19 protein-coding genes are annotated in these 19,929 nt (G+C 69.6%); 7 read left to right on the forward strand and 12 right to left on the reverse strand.

All coding sequences use genetic code 11. The annotated features are described in order from the left end of the window. Complete coding sequence (locus BLT19_RS05925) at positions 1–186, forward strand: hypothetical protein (RefSeq protein WP_091487640.1); 186 nt, start codon at positions 1–3, stop codon at positions 184–186. Positions 187–193: 7 nt separating this feature from the next. On the opposite strand, the gene BLT19_RS05930 is transcribed toward BLT19_RS05925, so the two are convergent. The 4 genes from BLT19_RS05930 to BLT19_RS05945 form a co-directional block, all read right to left on the reverse strand. After that, on the reverse strand, positions 194–751 hold the full coding sequence (locus BLT19_RS05930; RefSeq protein WP_091487642.1) for a phosphorylase family protein: 558 nt from the start codon (positions 749–751) through the stop codon (positions 194–196). Between the two features lie 46 nt (positions 752–797). Beyond that, a complete protein-coding gene (locus BLT19_RS05935) occupies positions 798–2,279 on the reverse strand; it encodes a lipase maturation factor family protein (protein ID WP_091487645.1) in 1,482 nt (493 codons plus the stop codon). Between the two features lie 13 nt (positions 2,280–2,292). Continuing rightward, positions 2,293–3,756 (reverse strand): phytoene desaturase family protein, encoded by a 1,464-nt coding sequence (locus tag BLT19_RS05940; RefSeq protein WP_091487647.1) that lies wholly within the window; start codon positions 3,754–3,756, stop codon positions 2,293–2,295. Positions 3,757–4,008: 252 nt separating this feature from the next. Then, positions 4,009–6,063: an NAD(+) synthase gene (locus BLT19_RS05945; RefSeq protein WP_091487649.1), complete on the reverse strand. Its 2,055-nt coding sequence runs from the start codon at positions 6,061–6,063 to the stop codon at positions 4,009–4,011. Between the two features lie 173 nt (positions 6,064–6,236). Here BLT19_RS05945 and BLT19_RS05950 point away from each other — a divergent pair, with 173 nt between their 5' ends. Then, positions 6,237–9,785: a TM0106 family RecB-like putative nuclease gene (locus BLT19_RS05950; protein WP_091487651.1), complete on the forward strand. Its 3,549-nt coding sequence runs from the start codon at positions 6,237–6,239 to the stop codon at positions 9,783–9,785. A 43-nt stretch (positions 9,786–9,828) separates the two neighbouring features. Next, on the forward strand, positions 9,829–10,149 hold the full coding sequence (locus BLT19_RS05955; protein ID WP_091487654.1) for a DUF3467 domain-containing protein: 321 nt from the start codon (positions 9,829–9,831) through the stop codon (positions 10,147–10,149). A 13-nt stretch (positions 10,150–10,162) separates the two neighbouring features. Here the strand turns inward: BLT19_RS05955 and BLT19_RS05960 are convergent, their stop codons facing one another. After that, positions 10,163–11,134: an IS481 family transposase gene (locus tag BLT19_RS05960; RefSeq protein WP_091487656.1), complete on the reverse strand. Its 972-nt coding sequence runs from the start codon at positions 11,132–11,134 to the stop codon at positions 10,163–10,165. Between the two features lie 331 nt (positions 11,135–11,465). Between BLT19_RS05960 and BLT19_RS05965 the strand changes: the two genes are divergently transcribed. Both BLT19_RS05965 and BLT19_RS05970 read left to right on the forward strand, forming a co-directional pair. Next, positions 11,466–12,029, forward strand: a complete 564-nt coding sequence (locus BLT19_RS05965; RefSeq protein ID WP_091487659.1) for a hypothetical protein — start codon at positions 11,466–11,468, stop codon at positions 12,027–12,029. Next, positions 12,026–13,285: a type III PLP-dependent enzyme gene (locus BLT19_RS05970; protein ID WP_091487661.1), complete on the forward strand. Its 1,260-nt coding sequence runs from the start codon at positions 12,026–12,028 to the stop codon at positions 13,283–13,285. The genes BLT19_RS05965 and BLT19_RS05970 overlap by 4 nt, the downstream gene beginning before the upstream one ends. Here the strand turns inward: BLT19_RS05970 and upp are convergent. Next, the gene (gene upp, locus BLT19_RS05975) at positions 13,270–13,902 is read right to left on the reverse strand and encodes a uracil phosphoribosyltransferase (protein ID WP_091487664.1); all 633 of its coding nucleotides are present in this window, start codon (positions 13,900–13,902) and stop codon (positions 13,270–13,272) included. The genes BLT19_RS05970 and upp overlap by 16 nt on opposite strands. Before the next feature lie 46 nt (positions 13,903–13,948). Between upp and tadA the strand changes: the two genes are divergently transcribed. Next, the gene (gene tadA / locus BLT19_RS05980) at positions 13,949–14,416 is read left to right on the forward strand and encodes a tRNA adenosine(34) deaminase TadA (protein WP_407939817.1); all 468 of its coding nucleotides are present in this window, start codon (positions 13,949–13,951) and stop codon (positions 14,414–14,416) included. 20 nt (positions 14,417–14,436) lie between these two features. Here the strand turns inward: tadA and BLT19_RS05985 are convergent, their stop codons facing one another. The 5 genes from BLT19_RS05985 to BLT19_RS06005 all read right to left on the reverse strand — a co-directional run bounded on the left by BLT19_RS05985 (position 14,437) and on the right by BLT19_RS06005 (position 18,618). After that, positions 14,437–15,366 carry an LLM class F420-dependent oxidoreductase gene (locus BLT19_RS05985; protein WP_091493411.1) on the reverse strand — a complete coding sequence of 310 codons (930 nt, stop codon included), beginning with the start codon at positions 15,364–15,366 and terminating at the stop codon, positions 14,437–14,439. Between the two features lie 20 nt (positions 15,367–15,386). After that, positions 15,387–16,352, reverse strand: a complete 966-nt coding sequence (locus BLT19_RS05990) for a cation diffusion facilitator family transporter (RefSeq protein ID WP_091487667.1) — start codon at positions 16,350–16,352, stop codon at positions 15,387–15,389. Between the two features lie 62 nt (positions 16,353–16,414). Further along, a complete protein-coding gene (locus BLT19_RS05995; protein ID WP_091487670.1) occupies positions 16,415–17,527 on the reverse strand; it encodes an alpha/beta fold hydrolase in 1,113 nt (370 codons plus the stop codon). A gap of 76 nt (positions 17,528–17,603) precedes the next feature. Next, positions 17,604–18,263, reverse strand: coding sequence for an SRPBCC domain-containing protein (locus tag BLT19_RS06000; protein WP_091487673.1), 660 nt, complete (start codon positions 18,261–18,263; stop codon positions 17,604–17,606). Between the two features lies 1 nt (position 18,264). Then, complete coding sequence (locus BLT19_RS06005; protein ID WP_091487675.1) at positions 18,265–18,618, reverse strand: ArsR/SmtB family transcription factor; 354 nt, start codon at positions 18,616–18,618, stop codon at positions 18,265–18,267. An 87-nt stretch (positions 18,619–18,705) separates the two neighbouring features. On the opposite strand from BLT19_RS06005, the gene proC reads away from it, so the two are divergent. Further along, a complete protein-coding gene (proC, locus tag BLT19_RS06010) occupies positions 18,706–19,548 on the forward strand; it encodes a pyrroline-5-carboxylate reductase (protein ID WP_091487678.1) in 843 nt (280 codons plus the stop codon). 1 nt (position 19,549) lies between these two features. On the opposite strand, the gene BLT19_RS06015 is transcribed toward proC, so the two are convergent. After that, positions 19,550–19,927, reverse strand: coding sequence for a nuclear transport factor 2 family protein (locus tag BLT19_RS06015; RefSeq protein ID WP_091487681.1), 378 nt, complete (start codon positions 19,925–19,927; stop codon positions 19,550–19,552). Positions 19,928–19,929 lie beyond the last annotated feature (2 nt).

The following is a 19,929-nucleotide window of genomic DNA, read 5'->3' on the forward strand; positions in this document are numbered from 1 at the left end:
GTGAACAAGAGCTCGATCTGGACCGTCGTCGGAGTCATCGTCGCGATCGTCATCGCGTGGTTCCTGGTGAACATCCTGTTCTCGCTGCTCTGGTTCATCGGCAAGCTGCTGGTGGTCGCGGTCGTGGCGGTGATCGTCTTCTTCGTCCTGCGCATGCTCTTCACGCGCGGCGACGACGCCTCGTAGCGGCGTCTCAGACGCCGTACTCCTCGAGGACCCATTCGCGCAGCTGCTCGCTGCACGCGGCGACGGTGGCACGCCAGTCGGTGATCGCATCGTTCTGCGCACGGTCGGAGATCGACTTGAGCACTCGGATGGGGACGCCGAACTGCTCCGCGACCCACAGGTACGAATAGGTCTCCATGTCGACCAGCCCCGCACCGAGCGGACGGATGACACCGACTGCGGTGGCGTCATCGACAAAGTGGTCGCCGGTCGCGATCGTGACGCCCTCGCGGCCCGACGCCACCCGCGACGGCAGCGAGACATGCTGTCCGACGATGCCGTCGATGTCGGTGACATCGTGCTGGATGGCCGCTTCGATCTCGTAGACGGTGCCGTCCAGAAGCGGATCGATCGCCCCGGCAGTGCCGACCACGACGATCTCGTCGTACGGTGCGGCATCCAGCGCGCGGGTCAGGGCGTAGGTGGCCTGCATCTTCCCGGGACCGGTGATGAGGCGGTCGAAGCCTTCGAGGTCGGCCGGGAACGCGACGAGTTCGGCCTCGAGGGCCGCGACGAGGAGCTTCATGCCTCCATTGTCCCAGGTGCCTGCGGTGCGCCGCGGCGTGGCGAGCTCACCGCCGCAGTCCGATGGGCCCCAGCACGTCCCGCCGCCGGTCGCGCACCCACCGCCGGCGGTTTCGGCGGTACTCGGCGCGGGTACTGAACCTGTAGTGGTACGAGACGGCGCGCACCCAGCGCGGCCGCTCACCGTCGAACGGGTCATCGGCCAGCAGGCGCAGCGTCGGCCGGTCGGCCTCCAGGAGCGCCACGAGGAAGGTCGTGAACCAGTCGTCGAGCGAATGGCCAAGCGGAAGGAACCACATCAGCCAGTCCAGGCGCAGATGGTACGGCGCGAACTGCCGGGGGATGCGTCGCAGGTCGCCGGGCTTGCCTTTTAACCCGTATTCACGCCAGGACGCGGCATCCGGCTCCTCGTCCATCGTGCCTTCCACGACGATCTCGATCCGCTCCCTCGTCACCGTGCCGAACGCGCCGTAGGCGTTCGCCAGCTGCCACCGATTGAAGCTCGCGTTCATGAGCTGGCGGTGCGCGAACAGGTTCCGAAGCGCCGGCCAGCTGAGCACGACGTACAGCACACCGACGGCGCTCGTGACGATCAGCCAGTACAGCGGCAACGCGGCCGCGGGACCGGAGGGGGTGCCGATGCCCGGAATCCCGATCGCGGAGACGGCGATGACCACCGTCGCCCAGTTCAGCCAGGCAAAGTTGCCCGTGGCGATCAGCCACAGCTGCGTCGCGATCACGACGGCCGCCGCGGTGGCGCCGATGACGGCGGGTACGGGTCCGGGGATCCACAGCCCGAGGATCGGAGCGAAGAGGAACCACGGCACGATCAGCTGGGCGACATGGTTGCCGACGACCTCCGCGCGGTGGAACCAGCGGGGCAGCAGGTGCGCCTGGCGACTGAGCGGCCCTGGCATCGGCTGGGTCTCGTGGTGGTACATCAGCGCCGTGAGGTCGCGCCATTCACGACCGCCGCGGATCTTGATCATCCCCGCGCCGAATTCCAACCGGAAGACCAGCCACCAGAACAGCACGATCACCACGGTCGGCGGAGGCTGCGAGTCCGAGCCGAGGAACGCCGCGAGGAAGCCGGCTTCCAGCAGCAGCATCTCCCAGCCGAAGGCGTAGAAGGTCTGACCGATGTTCGTGATCGACATGTACGCCAGCCACAGGAGCAGGAACGCGATCATCGGCACCACCGGCGGACCGAGTTGCGGCAGCCCCGCCAGCAGTGCGGCAGCGACGGTGATCCCGCCGATGCAGAGCGCCGTGAGGCGCCGATCGGTGTAGCGCACCCAGCGGAACAGCGTCGGGCGGAGCAGCCGTCCGGCGCGAGCCTTGCCGTCGCTGCGCACCTCGACGCGTCGGGCCCACGCCAGCAGCTCCGGAGCGGGAAGCAGCCCGCGTTCGCCCAGGAGCGGCCGGAACTGGTTCAACGTCGAGACGAAGGCGACGAGGTAGAGGATCGCGATGCCTCGCTGCAGCACCTGCCGCGCGAACTCGAAGTCTCCAGCGCTGAAGCCGTCCATCTGCGCTCCGCCGCTAGGACCCGAACAGGTCCGTCGGCTCGAGTCGCATCCCGATGCCGTCCTCGAGGGCCTGACGGGCGGCGTACCAGCCGGGCATCCCCGTCACGCCCGGGCCGGGCGGTGTCGCGGCCGAGGCGAGGTAGATGCCGCGCAACGGCGTCCGCCACGGCGTCGTCGAGACGACCGGGCGGCGGATCGCCTGTGCGAAGGTGAACGCACCGGCCAGGATGTCGCCGCCGATGTCGCTTGGATTGAACAACGCCCGCTGCATGGCCGTCATCGCCTGCGAGGCGAGGATGCGATCGCGGAAGCCGGGCGCGAACCGCTCGACCTGGCGGGTCACGAGCTCGGTCGGATCCAGCGTCGAATTTGCGGGCACGTGGATGTACGCCCAGAGCACCGCCTTGCCCGCCGGCGCGCGGGTGGCATCGAGGACCGACGGCTGCACGGCCAGGACGTACGGTCGATCGGTCATCCGGCCGCGGGCGACCGCGTTCTCGCTCGCCTCGACCTCCTCCCGCGTACCGCCGAGGTGCACCGTTGGGGAGCGGGCGACCTCCGCGTTGCTCCACGGGATCGGGCCGTCCAGGGCGAAGTCGACCTTCGCCGCGGCCGGCCCGTAGCGGTAGCGGCGGATCGCGCCGGCATAACCCGCCGGCACGTCGGGGTGGGTCAGGACGAGCCGCGGCGAGGTGTCCAGGAGCAGGAGGTCTCCCTCGGCGGGATCCCCCCAGTCCAGGTCGACGAGGGTGGTGACCGCTGCGTCGGTCACGACCTCGCCGCCGTGCGCGACGAGGTCGGCGATCAGCGCGTCCGCGATCGACTGGGCGCCGCCGCGGGGGTAGGCCCAACCCGCGCCGGCGTGTCCGTGCGCGGCCAGGAACAGCCCTGAGGCGGCCCCGCCGATCGAGGGCTGCGGAGTGTTCGCGTGCGCGAGCACCCCCGACAGCAGTGCAGCGCCCTCCTCGGTGGCGAGCGTGCGCCGTCCGAGTCGGGTGCCCACCTGGAGGGCGCGAAGGCCGAAGCGGAGGGTCGTGATCGGATGCCGGGGCACCCGCAGCAGCTGTGATCCGGTGAACTCGACCACCGCGTCCAGGTGCGCGCTGAGCGGGCGCACGAGCGCGAGCCACGCGTTCCGGTCGCGGCCGAGGTCGTGCGCGGTCCGCTCGATGTCCCGCCAGGCGATGGCGGCGCGACCGCCGTCGAGCGGGTGGGCGTAGGAGATCTCCGGCTCGATCCACTCGACGCGCTCGCGGAGGCCGAAGGCGCGGAGGAAGGGAGAGGTGAGCGCAGCCGGGTGCACCGCCGATCCGACGTCGTGGCGGAAGCCGGGGAGGGTGGACTCCGCAGTGCGCACGCCGCCGCCCGCGGTGCCGGACGCCTCGAGCACCCGCACCTGGTAGCCTGCGCGCGCGAGTGCGACCGCGGCCGCGAGCCCGTTGGGGCCGCTGCCGACGACGGTCGCGCGTCTGGCCATGGGCTCATCCTTGCACTGCTGCCCCGCGACGTCAGCCGCGCGCCGGGACGAGGCATCCGATCGTCTGAGCATGTCGCGAATGTCGGAGCATCCGCGGGGAATCCTCCGACGTTCGTGCAATCCTCCGACGCTCGAAGCCCGGCAGGAGCAGGATGAGACCAGGCGGGACGCGCCCGCGCGACGAGGTGAGACCATGCAATCCGTGCTGCTCGACACTCCTGACGGCATCGCCGCCCGACTCGGCTGGGATCCTCAGGATGCGAGGTCGGGAAGCGCCGCATCCAGCTCGGCCAGCCACGCGCTCGCGTTGCCGTCCGATGGTGCCCGCCAGTCTCCGCGCGGCGAGAGCGACCCGGCCGGCGACACCTTCGGCCCGTTCGGGATCGCAGAACGCTTGAACTGCGCGAACGCGAAGTACCGCTGCAGGAACACCCGCAGCCACTTCGCGACGGTCGGCAGGTCGTATGCGAACCGCTCGTCCTCGGGGAATCCGGGCGGCCAGGCTCCGGCATCCGCGTCCGCCCACGCCCGCGATGCGAGGAAGGCGATCTTTGACGGCCGGATTCCGAACCGCAGGATGTGGAACAGCGTGAAGTCGTGGAGGGCGTACGGTCCGATGCGCGTCTCCGTGGACTGCATCTGCCCGTCCTGACCCGCCGGCACCAGCTCCGGGCTGATCTCGGTGTCCAGGACCGATTGGAGGACGGATGCCGTGCCCTCGGCCACCTGCCCGTCCGCGATCACCCACCGGATGACGTGCTGGATGAGTGTCTTGGGCACGCCCGTGTTGACGGCGTAGTGGCTCATCTGGTCGCCGACGCCGTACGTCGCCCAGCCCAGTGCGAGCTCGGACAGATCGGACGTGCCGATCACCAGTCCACCGTTGTGACCTGCCAGGCGGAAGAGGAAATCGGTCCGCAGGCCCGCCTGCACGTTCTCGAACGTGACGTCGTGCACCGGCTCGCCGTCGGCGAACGGGTGACCGATCTTGGAGAGCAGCTCGGTCGCGGCGTCCCGGATGTCGATCGTCTCGATGGAGGCCCCGATCGCCTCCGACAGGGCGATGGCGTTGGATTTCGTGTGATCCGAGGTCGCGAATCCGGGCATCGTGTACGCGAGGATGTCGCTGCGCGGGCGGCCCATCCGATCCATCGCGCGGGCGATCACCAGCAGTGCGTGGGTGGAGTCGAGACCGCCGCTCACACCGATCACCGGCTTGGGTCGACCGATCGCCTCGAGGCGCTGGACGAGCCCGGAGACCTGGATGTTGAACGCCTCGTAGCAGTCCTGAGCAAGGCGGGCCGGGTCGTCGGGCACGAACGGGAACCGGTCCAGTGCCCTGCGCAGGCCGATGTCGCGCGTCGGGGGAGCCAGCTCGAAGTGGACGGTGCGGAACATCGCGTCGGAGTGCTCGGCGCGACGATTGTCATCGAACGTCCCCTGGCGGAGCCGGTCCTGGCGCAGCCGGTCGAGGTCGACGTCGGCGATCGAGGACCGCGGGCCGTCCGGGAACCGCTCGGTCTCGGCCAGGAGCGTGCCGCCCTCGTAGATCATCGTCTGACCGTCCCACGACAGGTCGTTCGTCGACTCTCCGATTCCGGCGGCGGCATACGCGTATGCGGCGAGGCAGCGCAGCGACTGCGACTGGCACAGGATCTTGCGATCCTCCGCCCGGGCGATCGTGATCGGGCTGCCGGAGAGGTTCACCAGCACCGTCGCCCCGGCCAGCGCCGCGGACGAGGACGGCGGGATCGGCACCCAGACGTCTTCGCAGACCTCGGCATGCACGACCAGGCCAGGGACGTCCAGCGCCTCGAAGATCAGATCCGGACCGAACGGGGCTTCGAGCGCACCGATGCGGATGTCCTGCCCGACCTGGTCGTCGCCTGGGGCGTACCAGCGGCGTTCGTAGAACTCGCGGTAGGTGGGAAGGTACGACTTGGGGGCGACCCCGAGCAGCTCGCCGCGGTGGATCACGACGGCGCAGTTGTAGAGGCGGCTGCGATGGCGAAGCGGCGCGCCCACCACGAGGACCGGAAGCAGGTCCGCGGATGCCTCGACGAGGCGTTCGATGCCGGTCACGACCGCATCCAGCACGGCGTCCTGCAGGACGAGGTCGTCGATCGCGTAGCCGGTCAGGCACAGCTCCGGGAAGACGGCCACCGCGACCGCGTCGATGTCGCACTGCCGCGCCGCCTTCAGGACGGTCTCGGTGTTCGTGGCCGGATCGGCGATGGCGACCGGGACGGTGCAGGCCGCGATCCGCGCGAAGCCGTGCCGGTACGCACTTTCGAACGGGAGACTCATGGGCCCAGTCTGTCAGCACCCGCTCGTCGAGTGCACGGCTTCGCCCCGAGTGCACGAGGTGGCGCCGTCGGTGAACCCGTGCAATCGCCGACAGGTCGTGCACTCGCGGCGCGCATCGCGCTGGGCCGACCGGTGTCGGTGAGCGCGGCTATGGTCGTGAGGGGAAGGCGGGCATGCGATACATCGAAGGTGAAGGTCGGATCGTCTGGAGTGCCAGCGATCTGAAGGCCGCCGCCGAATGCGAGTTCGCATGGCTGCGTGCGATCGACGCGCGTCTGGGCCGGGTGGCCGCCGTGGAGGAGCCGGTCGACGAGACCCTCGAGCGAGCCGGCAGGCTCGGCGGCGAGCACGAGCTGCGGGTCCTGGTCGCCTATCGCGAGCGTTTCGGCGGCGGAGTGGTCGAGATCTCGGAGACCCGTTCATCCGATGTCGCGGGGCTTGCCGCCGCGGTGGCCCAGACGGACGCAGCACTGGCCTCCGACGCCGATGTGATCTTCCAGGCGGCCTTCTCCACCGCCGAGTTCGTCGGCTTCGCCGACTTCCTGGTGCGCGACGAGGCCGGGAGGTGGATCGTCCAGGACTCCAAGCTCGCCCGTTCCGCGCGCGTGACCGCGCTCATGCAGCTCGCGGCATACGCCGATCAGCTGGACCGGCTCGGCGTGCCCCGCGCCGACCGGGTGGAGCTCCTGCTGGGCGACGGCAGCGTGAGCGTACATGCCGTCGACGACTTGATGCCGGTGTTCACCCTGCGTCGCGAGCGTCTGCAGGCGCTCATCGCCGACCGCCGGCTCGATCTCGGGACGCAGTGGCCCGCGATCGCCTGGGGCGATGACCGGGGTGAGCTGAGCGTCGTCGCCTGCGGCAGGTGTGCGACCTGCGACGCCGAGGTCGTTGCATCGCGTGATCTGCTGCTGGTGGCCGGCATGCGTCCGATCCAGCGCGAGCGGCTTCGTGCGGCAGGAACGACGACCATCGACGAGCTCGCCGATCTCGAAGCGCCACCCAGAGGCATGAACCCCGATGTGGTCGAGATGCTCAGCACACAGGCCCGGCTGCAGCTCAGCGCGCCGGCCGGCACCGGAAGCATCATCGGTGCGCATCCCGACGAGGCTCCGGCCGTGCCACCGTACGTGGTCGTCGCGCCGCAGGCCCTTGGTGCGCTGCCTCGCCCCGACCACGGCGACCTCTTCTTCGACTTCGAGGGCGACCCGCTTTATACCGAGCTGCCCGGCGCGGGCGAGACGACCGTGTGGGGGATCGACTATCTGTTCGGCTGGGTGGACGAGCGCGAGCAGTACAGCGCACTGTGGGCGCATTCCTTCGCCGAGGAGCGGGTGGCGCTCGAGACCTTCCTCGACTTCGTCGCCGTGCACCGAAGCGCCCACCCCGACATGCACATCTACCACTACGCGCCGTACGAGCCGACCCATCTGCTCACGATGGCGGCGCGTTACGGCACCCGCGAGGCTGAAGTGGATCGCCTGCTGCGCGACGGCGTGTTCGTCGACCTGTACCCGGTCGTGCGGCGCGCCCTTCGGGTCGGATCCCGCTCGTACTCCATCAAGAAGCTCGAGCCGCTCTACATGGGCGAGGACGTGCGCACGAGTGATGTGCAGAAGGGCGACGACTCGATCGTGCGCTATGTGGAGGCGCGTGCGCTGCAGGATGAGGGGGCGGATGCCGCGGCCGCCGCGATCCTCGACGACCTGGCCGACTACAACCGGTACGACTGCGTGTCCACGCGACGCCTGCGTGACTGGCTCGTCGAGCGCGCGCGGGAGACGGGCATGCGCCCGACGCCGAATCAGGATCCGGATGAGCGCTCGTATGAGCCGTCGCCGCGCGCCGTCGCGCTCGCCGACCTGGCCCAGGCATGGCCGGCCGAGGCTGCCGAGTCGGCCTGTCTGCGCCTCGGCGCGGCCGCGATCGACTACTACCCGCGCGAGGCGAAATCCTTCTGGGCGACGCACTTCCTCCGCCTGCGCGAGCCCATGTCGCTCTGGGAGGAGACCCGCGACGTCGTGGCCGTCGACCAGGCGCGTTCGCGTGTCCTCGAGGACTGGCACCACCCGGAGGGCAGGAGCGAGCGCCGGCTGGTGCAGCTGCGCGGCGAGCTCGCGCCGGGCACGCGGCTGAGCGAAGGATCCAACCCCTTCGCGCTCTACGAGCTGCCCGCCCCGTTCCCGTTCGAGGCGAAGCCGCGCTGGATCCACGGGACTCGAACTGTGACCGTGGTCGACGTCCTCGACGACGGCGCGATCGTCGAAGAGCTCGCCGTCGACGGCAACACGTGGGACGAGCTGCCGATCGCGCTGAGTCCGCAGGCTCCGCCCAGTGCCGGCCGCCAGCAGGCCGCCATCGACGAGTGGGCGGACGGGATTCTCGCCGCGGCGCCGGAACTGCCACCCGGGGCCGCGACCGACATCCTGCTGCGACGCCCACCGCGCACCCTCCCCTCGGTCGGTACGTCCAACCCGGCCGGCGCTCTGCCGCCGTCGGGTGGCGACGACGTCGACGCGATCGTCCGTGCAGTGCTGCGCCTGGACCACAGCTATCTCGCCGTGCAGGGCCCTCCGGGTACCGGCAAGACGTACGTCGGGTCGCACGTCATCGCTCGGCTCGTCGCCGAGCACGGCTACCGGGTCGGCGTCGTCGCGCAGTCCCACGCCGTCGTCGAGCACATGCTCGGCCGTATCGTGGCCGCAGGCGTCGCGCCTGCACAGGTGGGAAAGGCGCCGAAGGATCCGACGGCGCCTGGCATCCCGTACACCGCGATCGCCAAGAACGGCATGGCCGGCTTCACCGCCGAGCACGCGGCGAGCGGCTTCGTCGTCGGCGGGACCGCGTGGGACTTCGCGCACGAGGCGCGGATCCCGCGACAGAGTCTCGACCTGCTGGTGATCGACGAGGCCGGGCAGTTCTCGCTCGCCTCCACGATCGCCGTCTCGCTGGCGGCGCCCCGGCTGCTGCTGCTCGGAGATCCGCAGCAGCTGCCGCAGGTGAGCCAGGGGACCCACCCCGAACCGGTCGACACGTCGGCGCTGGGCTGGGTGATGGACGGCTCCGACGTCGTTCCGCCCGAGTTCGGCTACTTCCTCGCCCGCACCTGGCGCATGCATCCGGAGGTCGCGGCGCCCGTCTCGACGCTGTCGTACCGGGGGGAGCTGGCATCACACCCCGCGACTGCACGCCGGGCGCTGGTCGGCGTGCAGCCCGGACTGCTCGCCCGGCCGGTGCGTCACACGGGCAACGCCACGCAGTCGGCCGAGGAGGCCGCGGCGGTGGTCGACATCGTGCGCGACCTTCTGGGGCGCGAGTGGACCGGCATCCGCATCGGCGACGCCGGCGAATCCGAACCTCTCCGGCCCCGCCCGCTCGCACAGGCCGACATCATCGTGGTGACGCCGTACAACGCGCAGCAGGTCGCCGTCGAAGAGGCCCTCGCCGCGGCGGGGTTGCCCGAGATCCCGGTGGGGACGGTCGATCGCTTCCAGGGACAGGAAGCGGCAGTGGCGATCGTGTCGCTGGCGGCGTCGTCCGGCCGCGACGCACCCCGCGGCCTCGAGTTCCTGCTGCTGCGCAACCGCCTCAATGTCGCCATCTCGCGGGCCATGCACACGGCATATCTGATCTACTCACCGGGGCTGCTCGATGACCTCCCGCGCACTCCCGAAGGGGTGGCACGACTGAGCGGATTCGCGCGTCTGGTCGGCCGGGCCTGAGCGGAAACGGCGCGTCGTAGACTCGCCGAAACGAAGGAGCACCATGGCCGACGAGCGTCAATTCGAGATCGATCTGCCGCCTGAACTGATCGGCGGCGCCTACGCCGACTTCGCCAACGTGTGGCATACGCCGACGGTCTTCGTGATGGACTTCCTCACGCTGGCCAAGCCGCCCGCCGAGGTGGTCGATCCCGAGACGGGTGAGCGGCGCACGGTCGTGCCTGCGCGCGTGGTCAGCCGCATCCGCATTCCTCCCGAGCAGGTCTTCGAACTGGCCAAGGCCCTCACCCAGCAGCTGGAGTTCTGGGAGCAGGAGACCGGGCGCAAGCCCCCGCAGGCCCCCGTCCTCGGTGACGGTTCCTAGATGTACTCAGCAGTCACGTGGGTAACACTCTGCTGAGGGGTGTGCCGTTGATGGCGGTGTGGTGGCGTTCGGTGTTGTAGTGCTCAATGAAGGGTGCGAGGGCGTTGGTGCGGGCGGTGTTTGAGGGGAAGACCTGCCGGTAGGCCCACTCGGTTTGCAGAGTGCGGTTCAGGCGTTCTACCTTCCCGTTCTGCCAGGGGCAGTGCGGGCGGATGAGGACGTGTTTCGCGCCGAGCGTGCGGAGCACGGCCTGGACGTCGTGTGAGAGCCGGTAGCTGAAATGGTTGTCGGTCATGACCTGTTCGATGCGGGGGATGCCGTGCACGGCGAAGTACGCGGCAGCGCGGGCAAGGAACCCAGCGCAGGTTGGCCCCTTCTCGTCCGGGTGGATCTCGGAGTACGCAAGCCTGGAGTGGTCATCGATGATCGAGTGGACGTAGTCGAAGCCGATCCGAGCCTTCTTGTGAGCGGCGGTATCGCCGGCCGCTCTGCCGTGGGCGCGCCACCCGCCGCCGTCGGGGATACGGCCCAGCTTCTTCACGTCCATATGCACCAGCTCACCGGGGCGGGAGCGTTCATATCGGACGGCGGTCTGTTTCGAGGCGCGGATGATCTGCCCGGTCAACGGGTCGCATTCCGATAACCGTGGGACGCCGTGGCGGCGCAGGATCGCTCCGACCGTGCGGGCTGGAACCCCAGCGACCGGCCCGATCCGGTCCTGACCTTGCCGCAGCTGAGCGCGTAACGCGAGCACCCGCTGCTCGATCTCGACTGGCGTGCGCCGCGGCATCGACCGTGGCCGGGACGACCGATCCACCAACCCGGCCGCGCCCTCCAGCCGGAACCTGGACACCCACCGATGCGCGCACTGACGCGAGAGCCCGAGCTCTCGGGAGACATGAGCGAGAGGGCGCCCATCATGAATGACCCGAGTTATCAACAGGGTCCGTCCGTGGATATTCAACCGAGCATTACCGTGGGCCATGGGAACCTCCGGGGAGACTAGGGAACGTAAGCACTTCCACTAAGCCCCGGAGGTTCTCCTCACCGCAAGTCCCGAACCGTCACCAACGTCACAGCCGGGTACACCTAGACGCCGCGATAGCGCCTGTCAACCCCGTCGGCCCGAGTCGACCTGCGCCGTAGCCTAGGCAGAGCGTCCCACCATAGACGCGGGCCGTGGCATCCGTTCGGCGAGGGGTGGATGCCGCGGCCGCTCCATTCCCGGGGTGTCGCCGGGCTCCCGGCCGCGCCGGTCGCGACTGCACGTATCACTGCGCCTGCCGCGCACTCCTTTCTGCGGACAGGAGTGTGACATGAGCAGCATCGCCGCCGGAACCGGATCAGGCCTCGAAGAAGGCGCCGACCCCGCCGCGGATTCCCGCGAGCCGGCGGGCGCGCCGACCCTGCCGGCACGGCGTCGTCGGGGGATCGTCTTCTGGATCGTCCGCTACCTGCCCGCCGAGATCGTCGGGACGGCGGCGATGATCCTCGCCGGGCTCACGGTCACCATCTGGACGGACTCGTCGGCGCTGATCGCGATCGCGGCGCTGCTCGGAGAGACCGTCGGGTTCTACGTCGTGCTGGCGATCACGATCTACGCCGAGCAGGCGCCGATCTCGTCGAACTGGCGTCGTGCGGCAGGTCGCACGTTCCTGCTGCTGGTGGCCGAGTTCGGTGCGGCCGAACTGCTGGACACGCTGCTCATCCGTCCCGCCGCTCTGATGGTCGGCGTCTGGCTGCTTCCCGACCCGTTGTGGGGGCTGCTGGCGGGCAAGGTGTTCGCCGACATCATCTTCTATGCGATCGCCGCAGGCGCCTTCACGATCACCGCGAAGACCGGTCTGCGGGATCGGCGATCCGCCGAGGAGAAGCCGTGACCGAGCGAACCCGGACGCGCGCACAGGCACGCCGCGAACGCACCCTCGACCAGGTCCGTCGTGCCGAGACCGCCGCCCTCGTCCGCTCCGACATCGCGCATGCCGCGATCGCACTGCACGGCACGCCGGTGCTGCTGCTGGACCCCGAGCGGGTGCGCCGCCAGTACCGGCGCCTCGAGGCCGCACTGCCGTTCGTGGCCTTCCACTACGCGGTCAAGGCGCTCTCGCATCCCGCGGTGATCGACGCGCTCGCCGAGGAGGGCTGCGGTTTCGATGTCGCCACCGGCGAGGAATTGACGCTCGTGTCAGGCGTGCCGCGTGACCGCATCATTCACACGCATCCGATCAAGAAGCCGTCTGAGATCCGCGCCGCGATCGCCGACGGCATCCGAACGTTCGTGGTCGACAATGAGACCGAGCTCGAGAAGTTCGCCGGCGCACCCGAAGACGTCCGTCTGCTGGTGCGGCTCGCGTACCGCAGCCCGAATGCCAAGAGCGACCTGTCCAGCAAGTTCGGACTGGGCCCGTTCGAGGCGGAGCGCCTCGTGATCCGCGCGCTCGAACGCGGCATCCGCGTCTGTGGTTTCAGCTTCCACGTTGGCAGTCAACTCGATGATCCCGGTCGCTTCGTCACGGCGATCGAACGAACGCTGCGCCTTCTGGACCGGCTGGAGGCGATACTGCCGGTGCGCTTGGACACGCTGGACATCGGCGGGGGATTCCCGGTCGCCTATGACGCCGCCGTCACGGACCTCGAGACGCTGGCTGATCGCATCCGGTCCGTCCTGGAACCACGCGCCGACCGGCTGCGGATCCTCGCCGAGCCGGGGCGCATCCTCGCGGCGGAGGCGATGACGCTCGTCACGAGTGTGGTCGGCGTCGCCGAGCGGCCGGATGGGCGCTGGTACTACCTCGACGACGGCGTCTACGGCTCGTACTCGAACGTGATCGCCGAGGACGTGCATCCGCTCGTCTTCGCGCTGCGCGACCTCGACGCGTGCCCCCCGGCGGACGCAGCCCATCGCTGGGCGACCCTGGCCGGCCCGACGTGCGACTCCGCCGACGTCATCGCCCGCGAAGTGCTGCTGCCCGATCTCCGAGTGGGCGACCTGCTCGCCAGCCCCGCGATGGGTGCCTACACGTCGGTGACCGCCACCCGCTTCAACGGGCGCGAGGCGACGCCCATCGCGATCGTCGGCACCGGCGTTCGCACCGGCGAGGTGAGGACGGCTTCCTCGCTTCAGACCGTGCCGTAGAGCCGGTCGCCCGCGTCGCCGAGGCCGGGCACGATGTAGCCCTTCTCGTTCAGCCGCTCATCCAGCGCGCCAAGCACGAGGGTGACGTCGCGCCCCTCCACCTGCTTCTCGATCGCGGCGACGCCTTCCGGGGCGCCGAGGAGGCAGATCGCCGTGACATCGCGCGCGCCCCGCTGGAACAGGAACTCCATCGCCGCTCCGAGCGAGCCCCCGGTGGCCAGCATCGGATCCAGGACGAAGCACTGCCGATCGCTGAGGTCTTCGGGGAGGCGCTCGGCGTACGTCGTCGGCTCGAGCGTCTCCTCGTTGCGCGCCATGCCGAGGAAGCCGACCTCAGCGCTGGGCAGCAGCTTCACCATGCCGTCGAGCATGCCGAGACCTGCCCGCAGGATCGGCACCACGAGGGGCCGCGGCTCGCTGATCTTCACTCCCACGGTCGTCGTGATCGGAGTCTGGATCTCGTGAGGGCTCACCCGCACGCTCCGTGTGGCCTCGTAGGCCAGTAGGGTGACCAGTTCCTCGGTCAGCTGACGGAACACCGGCGAAGGGGTGTTCCGATCGCGCAGAACGGTGAGCTTATGGGTGATGAGCGGGTGGTCGGCGACGTGCAGGCGCATACGCACAGGTTATGGCACGCGTCGAGGTGCGTCCTACGCTGGGGCGGTGGCACTCCCGGCATCCGATTCCGACGACGCGGTGATGGAGCGCGCGCTGTCGCTGGCTGCGCGCGCCGCCGCCGTGGGCGAGATCCCCGTCGGCGCGGTGGTGACGGATGCCGCGGGCACGGTGATCGGCGAAGGCCGCAACCGCCGCGAGCTCGAGCACGATCCGACCGCCCACGCCGAGGTCGTCGCGCTGCGCCAGGCGGCGCTCGCACGGGGCGGCTGGAACCTCGAGGGCTGCACCCTGACCGTCACGCTCGAGCCGTGCGTGATGTGCGCTGGCGCGGTGCTGCAGTCCCGCATCTCGCGGCTGGTCTTCGGCGCGTGGGACGAGAAGGCCGGAGCCGCGGGTTCGATGTACGACGTCGTCCGGGATCGACGGCTGCCCTACCGGGCCGAGGTGGTCGCGGGAGTGCGCGGGGATGAGGCATCCGCTCTGCTTCGTGCGTTCTTCTCGACGCGCCGCTGACGCGATCCGCGAGCGCCGGGTCAGCGGGGCAGGTGCGGAAGGACCTCCGCGCCGAGGTAGGCGATCTGATCGAGGTCACGCATGTCCACGGTCTGGAAGTAGATGCGCTGCGCGCCGATCTCGATGAGCCGGTGGACCCGTTCGAGGATCTCTCCTGCGTTCCCGGCGAGATTGGTCCCGTCGCGGAATTCGTCCAACGAGCGTCCGGTCGCCCCGGCCCGGCGAGCGAGCTGCGCCTCGTCCGGGGCGGCGATGGTCGGCAGCGCGACCGAGCGCTTGAGGGTGCCGGGGTCCCGATCCACCCGCTCGCACGCCGCGGCCACGCGGGCGAACGCGGCGACGATGTCGGCTTCGGGGCGGAAGCCGATGTTGTACTCGGTGGCGTAGCGCGCTGCGAGATCCGGCGTGCGGCGCGGGCCCGCGCCGCCGATGATGATCGGCACGCGGTGCTGCACCGGCTTGGGAAGGGCCGGCGATTCTGACAGCGTGTAGGCGGCGCCGTCGAAGTCGAACGTCTCGCCGACCGGCGTCCGCCAGAGGCCGGAGATGATCTGCAGCTGCTCTTCGAACAGGTCGAACCGCTTCTCCGGGAAGGGGATGCCATAGGCGCGGTGCTCGGCTTCGAACCAGCCGGTGCCCAGCCCGAGCTCGACGCGGCCGCCCGACATCGCGTCGACCTGCGCGACCTGGATCGCCAGGACCGCGGGAAGCCGGTGCGTCGCTGAGGAGACCAGGGTGCCCAGGCGGATCCGCGAGGTCTCGCGGGCGAGGCCCGCCAGCGTCGTCCAGGCGTCGGTGGGGCCGGGGAGCGGATCGCCGGCGCCCATCCGCATGTAGTGGTCGGAGCGGAAGAACCCGTCGAACCCGGCGGCCTCCGTTGCGCGGGCGAAGGCCAGCTGCTCGTCGTAGGTGGAGCCCTGCTGAGGCTCGGTGAAGGTGCAGTACTCGATCGGCATCGCTGCGCGCCGCCTCAGTTCTCGGACTGCACGACGATGGCGTCGGTGCTCGGCGTGGGTCCGCCGTCGTCGTGGTAGACGTCGGGCTCGAGATAGATCGGGCCCACGGTGCTCACCGCGGCGCGCACCCGTGCTTCGATGATGTCGATCTCGGCGGCGACCTCGGCGAGCGACTTCTCCGGCGCGAAGCCGAGCTTCGCGGCGACCATCAGCTCATCGGGGCCGAGATAGAGCGTCTTGATGTGGATCAGCTTCTCGACCTCGGGACCCGTCTGGATCGCCGTCACGATCAGGTCGTAGTCGGCGTCGGTCGCGCCTTCGCCGACCAGCAGGCTCTTCGTCTCGATGCCCAGGGTGACCGCCACCAGGATCAGCAGCGTGCCGATCGCCAGGGTTCCGACGGCGTCCCAGACCGAATCGCCCGTGATCACGGTGAGTCCGACGCCCAGCAGCGCGAAGGTGAGACCGGTGAGCGCGGCGATGTCCTCCAGCAGCACGACCGGCAGTTCCGGCGCCTTCGCGTGGCGGACGAACGAGACCCACGACTGGCCCTTGCCGCGGATGTGGTTGCTCTCCTTGACCGCGGTCCGCAGGGAGAAGCTCTCCAGCCCGATCGCGATCACCAGCACCGTGAGCGGGATCCACGCGTTCTCGAGCTCGTGCGGGTGGGTCAGCTTGTCGACGCCCTCGTAGATCGAGAAGAGGCCGCCGACGCTGAAGAGGATGATCGAGACCACGAAGGCGTAGACGTAGCGCTCCCGGCCGTGCCCGAACGGATGCTCCTTGTCGGCCGCCTTCTTGGCTTTGCGTCCGCCGAGCAGGAGCAGCAGCTGGTTGCCGGAATCGGCGACGGAGTGGATCGCCTCCGCGAGCATCGAGGCCGACCCGGACAGGAACCACGCGAGGAACTTCGCCAGGGCGATGCCCATGTTCGCGAGGAACGCCGCGATGATCGCTTTGCCGCCGCCTGATGCACTCATGAGATCGAGTGTAGGGCGCGCGACGCACGCCAGGAGTGGGGCGAACCCCGTGGGGTGGCCCGTCAGTCGGCCGACGGGATGATGATCGCCTCCGTCGGCGGAGCGGGATCGGCAGGTGCGCCGACATACCCGATCACCCGCAGGAGGGCATGGCGGAATTCGGCCGGACGCTCCAGGTGCGGGGAGTGCCCGACGCCCTCCAGGACGATCTCGGTGACCTCGCCGCCGGCGGCCGCATACGCATCGAGGACATCGCGGGTCTGCGACACCATCTCCTGGGGCGGAGCGACGTCCGCGCCCGGCCAGCCGGGAACGATGCCGAGTTGACCGAGGAAGTTCAGGTCGTAGAAGGATCCGTCGGAGACGATCGCGTCGACGGTGCCGTGGATCCAGAGGATCGGGGGTTTCGCGGCGAGGTCGACGATTCCCGATGTGTCGAAGTAACGGGGGACCATCGTGTTGAGGACGCCGATCGTCCCGGCCGCGAAGCCCGGCCAGTTGGGGCTGGCCGTGCTGTCGCCGGGGTAGTTCCCAGTCGCCGTCGAGGTCGTCAACATCGAATCGACCCAGACGTCCTCGTGGTCTGTCGTGTATCCCTCGGCGACGTACCCCGAGCGGAACACGCTGCGCGGCGAGGTCTGCGCGTCGGCTGTGGCGTCGTGGTCGATCAGTCGCTGAACGAAGTCGGGGTTGGCCCCTCCGCCACCGGAGCCCGCATCATCATCGGTCAGTCGCGTGCCGTCGCGTCGTGTCCCGCCGAAGCCGTAGGGGGAGACCGGTGCCTGGAGCGTGAGGCTTTCCACCGGGTGATCCAACGCGTACTGCATGGCGACGCCGCCACCCATCGACCAGCCCACAAGGTGGGCTGTGGGGATGCCGAGCTCGTCGAGGGTCGCGAACACGTCGTCGCTGAAGTCGCGGACGCCTCGTGTGGCATCGATCGGCGAGTGCTCGGTTCCGCCGAAGCCGCGCAGGTCGATCGCGATCACGCGGAGGTCGGCGGGGAGGTCCTGCATCAGCTCCTGCCAGAACAGCGCCGACGACACGTTCCCGTGCAGGAGCACCACCGTGCGATCGGTCGGCGTCGCGGGGTCGTCCCCGGCGCGCTCGAGGATCTGCACGCTCAGCCGCGGGGTGTCCACGAGGCGCGCGGTGATGCCGTCGAAGAGGGTCATGGGCTTCCTCCGCTGTCCACTCGGGCGCGGCAGCGCGCCGGTTCTCCGACTATATCCCCGCCCGCCGATGCCTCTCCTATGGCGCGGAGCGACCGGTGAAGAACGCCCAGGTCGCATCGGCCGATCGTCGCGCTGCGACCGGATCGCCGCCCGCGGAGATGTGGGCCTGCGCCCACCCGTCAGCGGACTCGCGCGCGAACGCACTGCCCTCGTCTCCGATCGCCCACGCTTCGGCCTCGTCCGGAGCCATGCCGACACCGGTGCCGAGGTAGAGCGCGAGACCGAGCAGGCTGAGATCCCATCCGACTCCGGTCGCGCCGGGTCCGTAGGTCTCCCAGAACTCGGGCGGCAGGTCACCGACACGGGCGGTGTGGATCAGTTCGAGCCGCGTGTGGGCGTCGTCGACCGATTGCAGGACGATCGCGACCCATGAGGTGCCGCCGCCGAACTCCCAGGTGATGCGGTAACCGGCGGAACCGCCGACCGGCGGATCGCAGGCCAGGATCGTCCCGCCGGCGTTGCCCTCTATCTGGTACCGACCGCCGAGTTCGAGATCACCCGTCACCGGACTGAACCAGCGAGCGATGCGATCTGCAGTCGTGACCGCCTCCCACACATCCGCGAGCGTCGACGGGTAGGTCTGGGCCAGCGTCTGTACGTTCTCGCGTTCGCCGTCGCGCTCGGTGGCGGTCAGCGAGCGCGTCACCGCGTCGAGCTGGGTGCGGATGTCGACCATGTCATTGCTCCTTGTCTGATTGCGTCCTCAAGCGCTCGGCGCGACGACCGCGCGCGAGCTCGGTGCCGAGCGCGTCGAGTTTGGGCTGCCAAAAGCGGCGGAAGGGCTCGAACCACGCGTCGGCCGCCTCGAGCGTCGAAGGGTCCACCGCGTAGAGGCGACGCGTGCCCTGCGAGCGGACCGTGGTGAAAGCGGAGTCGCGCAGCACGCGCAGATGCTGCGAGACGGCCGGCTGGGAGATGGCGAACTCGGCGGAGACGACCCCTCCGATCTCGCCCGCGCTGCGCTCGCCGTCGGCGAGCAGTTCGAGGATGCGTCGACGAACCGGGTCTCCGAGGACGTCCAACGCGTGCATGACACCATGATTGCGTGCTTGCTTATATAAGTCAATGCTGATGTTGTATCTCCGGAAGACCGAGAGCGTCGATGCAAGGATGTTGCGATGATCTCCACGCACCCCCTGCCTTCGATCGCGATCCTCGGTGCCGGCTCGATGGGCGGTGCGGTCCTGCAGGGCATCGTCGCCTCCGGGCTCGCCACGCACGGAGTGACGGCGACCAACCGCACGCGGGGAAAGGCCGACGAGCTGGCGGATCTTGCGGGGGTGACCAGCGTCGCGCTGGAGGTCGAGCCGTCCGGCAACGTCCGAGCCGCGGCATCCGCCTCGATCGTGCTGGTCGGCGTGAAGCCCGCGATGGTGCCCGACCTGTTGCGCGAGATCGCGCCCGCACTGCGCGCGGGGACGATCGTGGTCAGCCTGGCGGCCGGCGTGACGATCGCGACGTTCGAACAGCTCCTCGGCCCGGACGTCGCGGTGGTGCGGTCGATGCCGAACACGCCGGCGGTCGTGGGCAAAGCGGTCACCGGACTTGCAGCCGGTTCGTCCGCGACGGCGGCCGACGTGGCGGTCGTGCGTCGCCTGTTCGAGACCTGCGGCGCTGTGATCGAGGTCGGCGAGGACCAGATCGATCCGCTGTCGACGATCTCGGGGTCGGGCCCCGCCTACGTCTTCCTCCTCATCGAAGAACTCACCAAAGCCGCGATCGGCAAAGGGTTCGACGAGGCCGACGCCCGGCTGATGGCCGAGCAGACCTTCATCGGAGCGGCGGCGCTGCTGGATTCGTCGGGGGAGCGGCCGGCAGAGCTACGCCGCCGGGTCACGAGTCCGAAGGGCACCACCGAGCGGGCGATCGCGGTGCTCCAGGCGGCGCACCTGGACGAGGTGTTCGCCGAGGCCACCGATGCCGCGCTCGCCCGGGCGAGAGAGCTCGCCCAGGGCGGCTGACTCAGCTGGGGTTCGACTGGTCCATGAACCACTCGGTCAACGATCGGGCGCGGTGTCCGGCGTCGTCCAGGCGGATCATCCACAGGTTGCTGTAGGTGACACCTCGGTCGTAGGTCGTCACGCCTTCGACGAAGACGAGGTCGCCGTCGATCGCAGCGACATCCCACTCGAACCGGTAGCTGCCCGCATCGTCGCGACGCTCCAGCCAGTGGCGCACGATCTCGTCGGGCCCGATGGCCGGCGCGGTCCACGGCTCGAAGCGGTAGGACGCGTCGTCGGTGAAGAGGACTCGGATGTCGTCGGGGTCATTCGACCCCCACGCGCGCAGATAGCCCTCGATCCAGCGCCGGGCCGCGGCATCCGCTGCAGATCGATCCATCT

The sequence above is a fragment of the Microbacterium pygmaeum genome (genome assembly GCF_900100885.1).
GTDB lineage: Bacteria > Actinomycetota > Actinomycetes > Actinomycetales > Microbacteriaceae > Microbacterium > Microbacterium pygmaeum.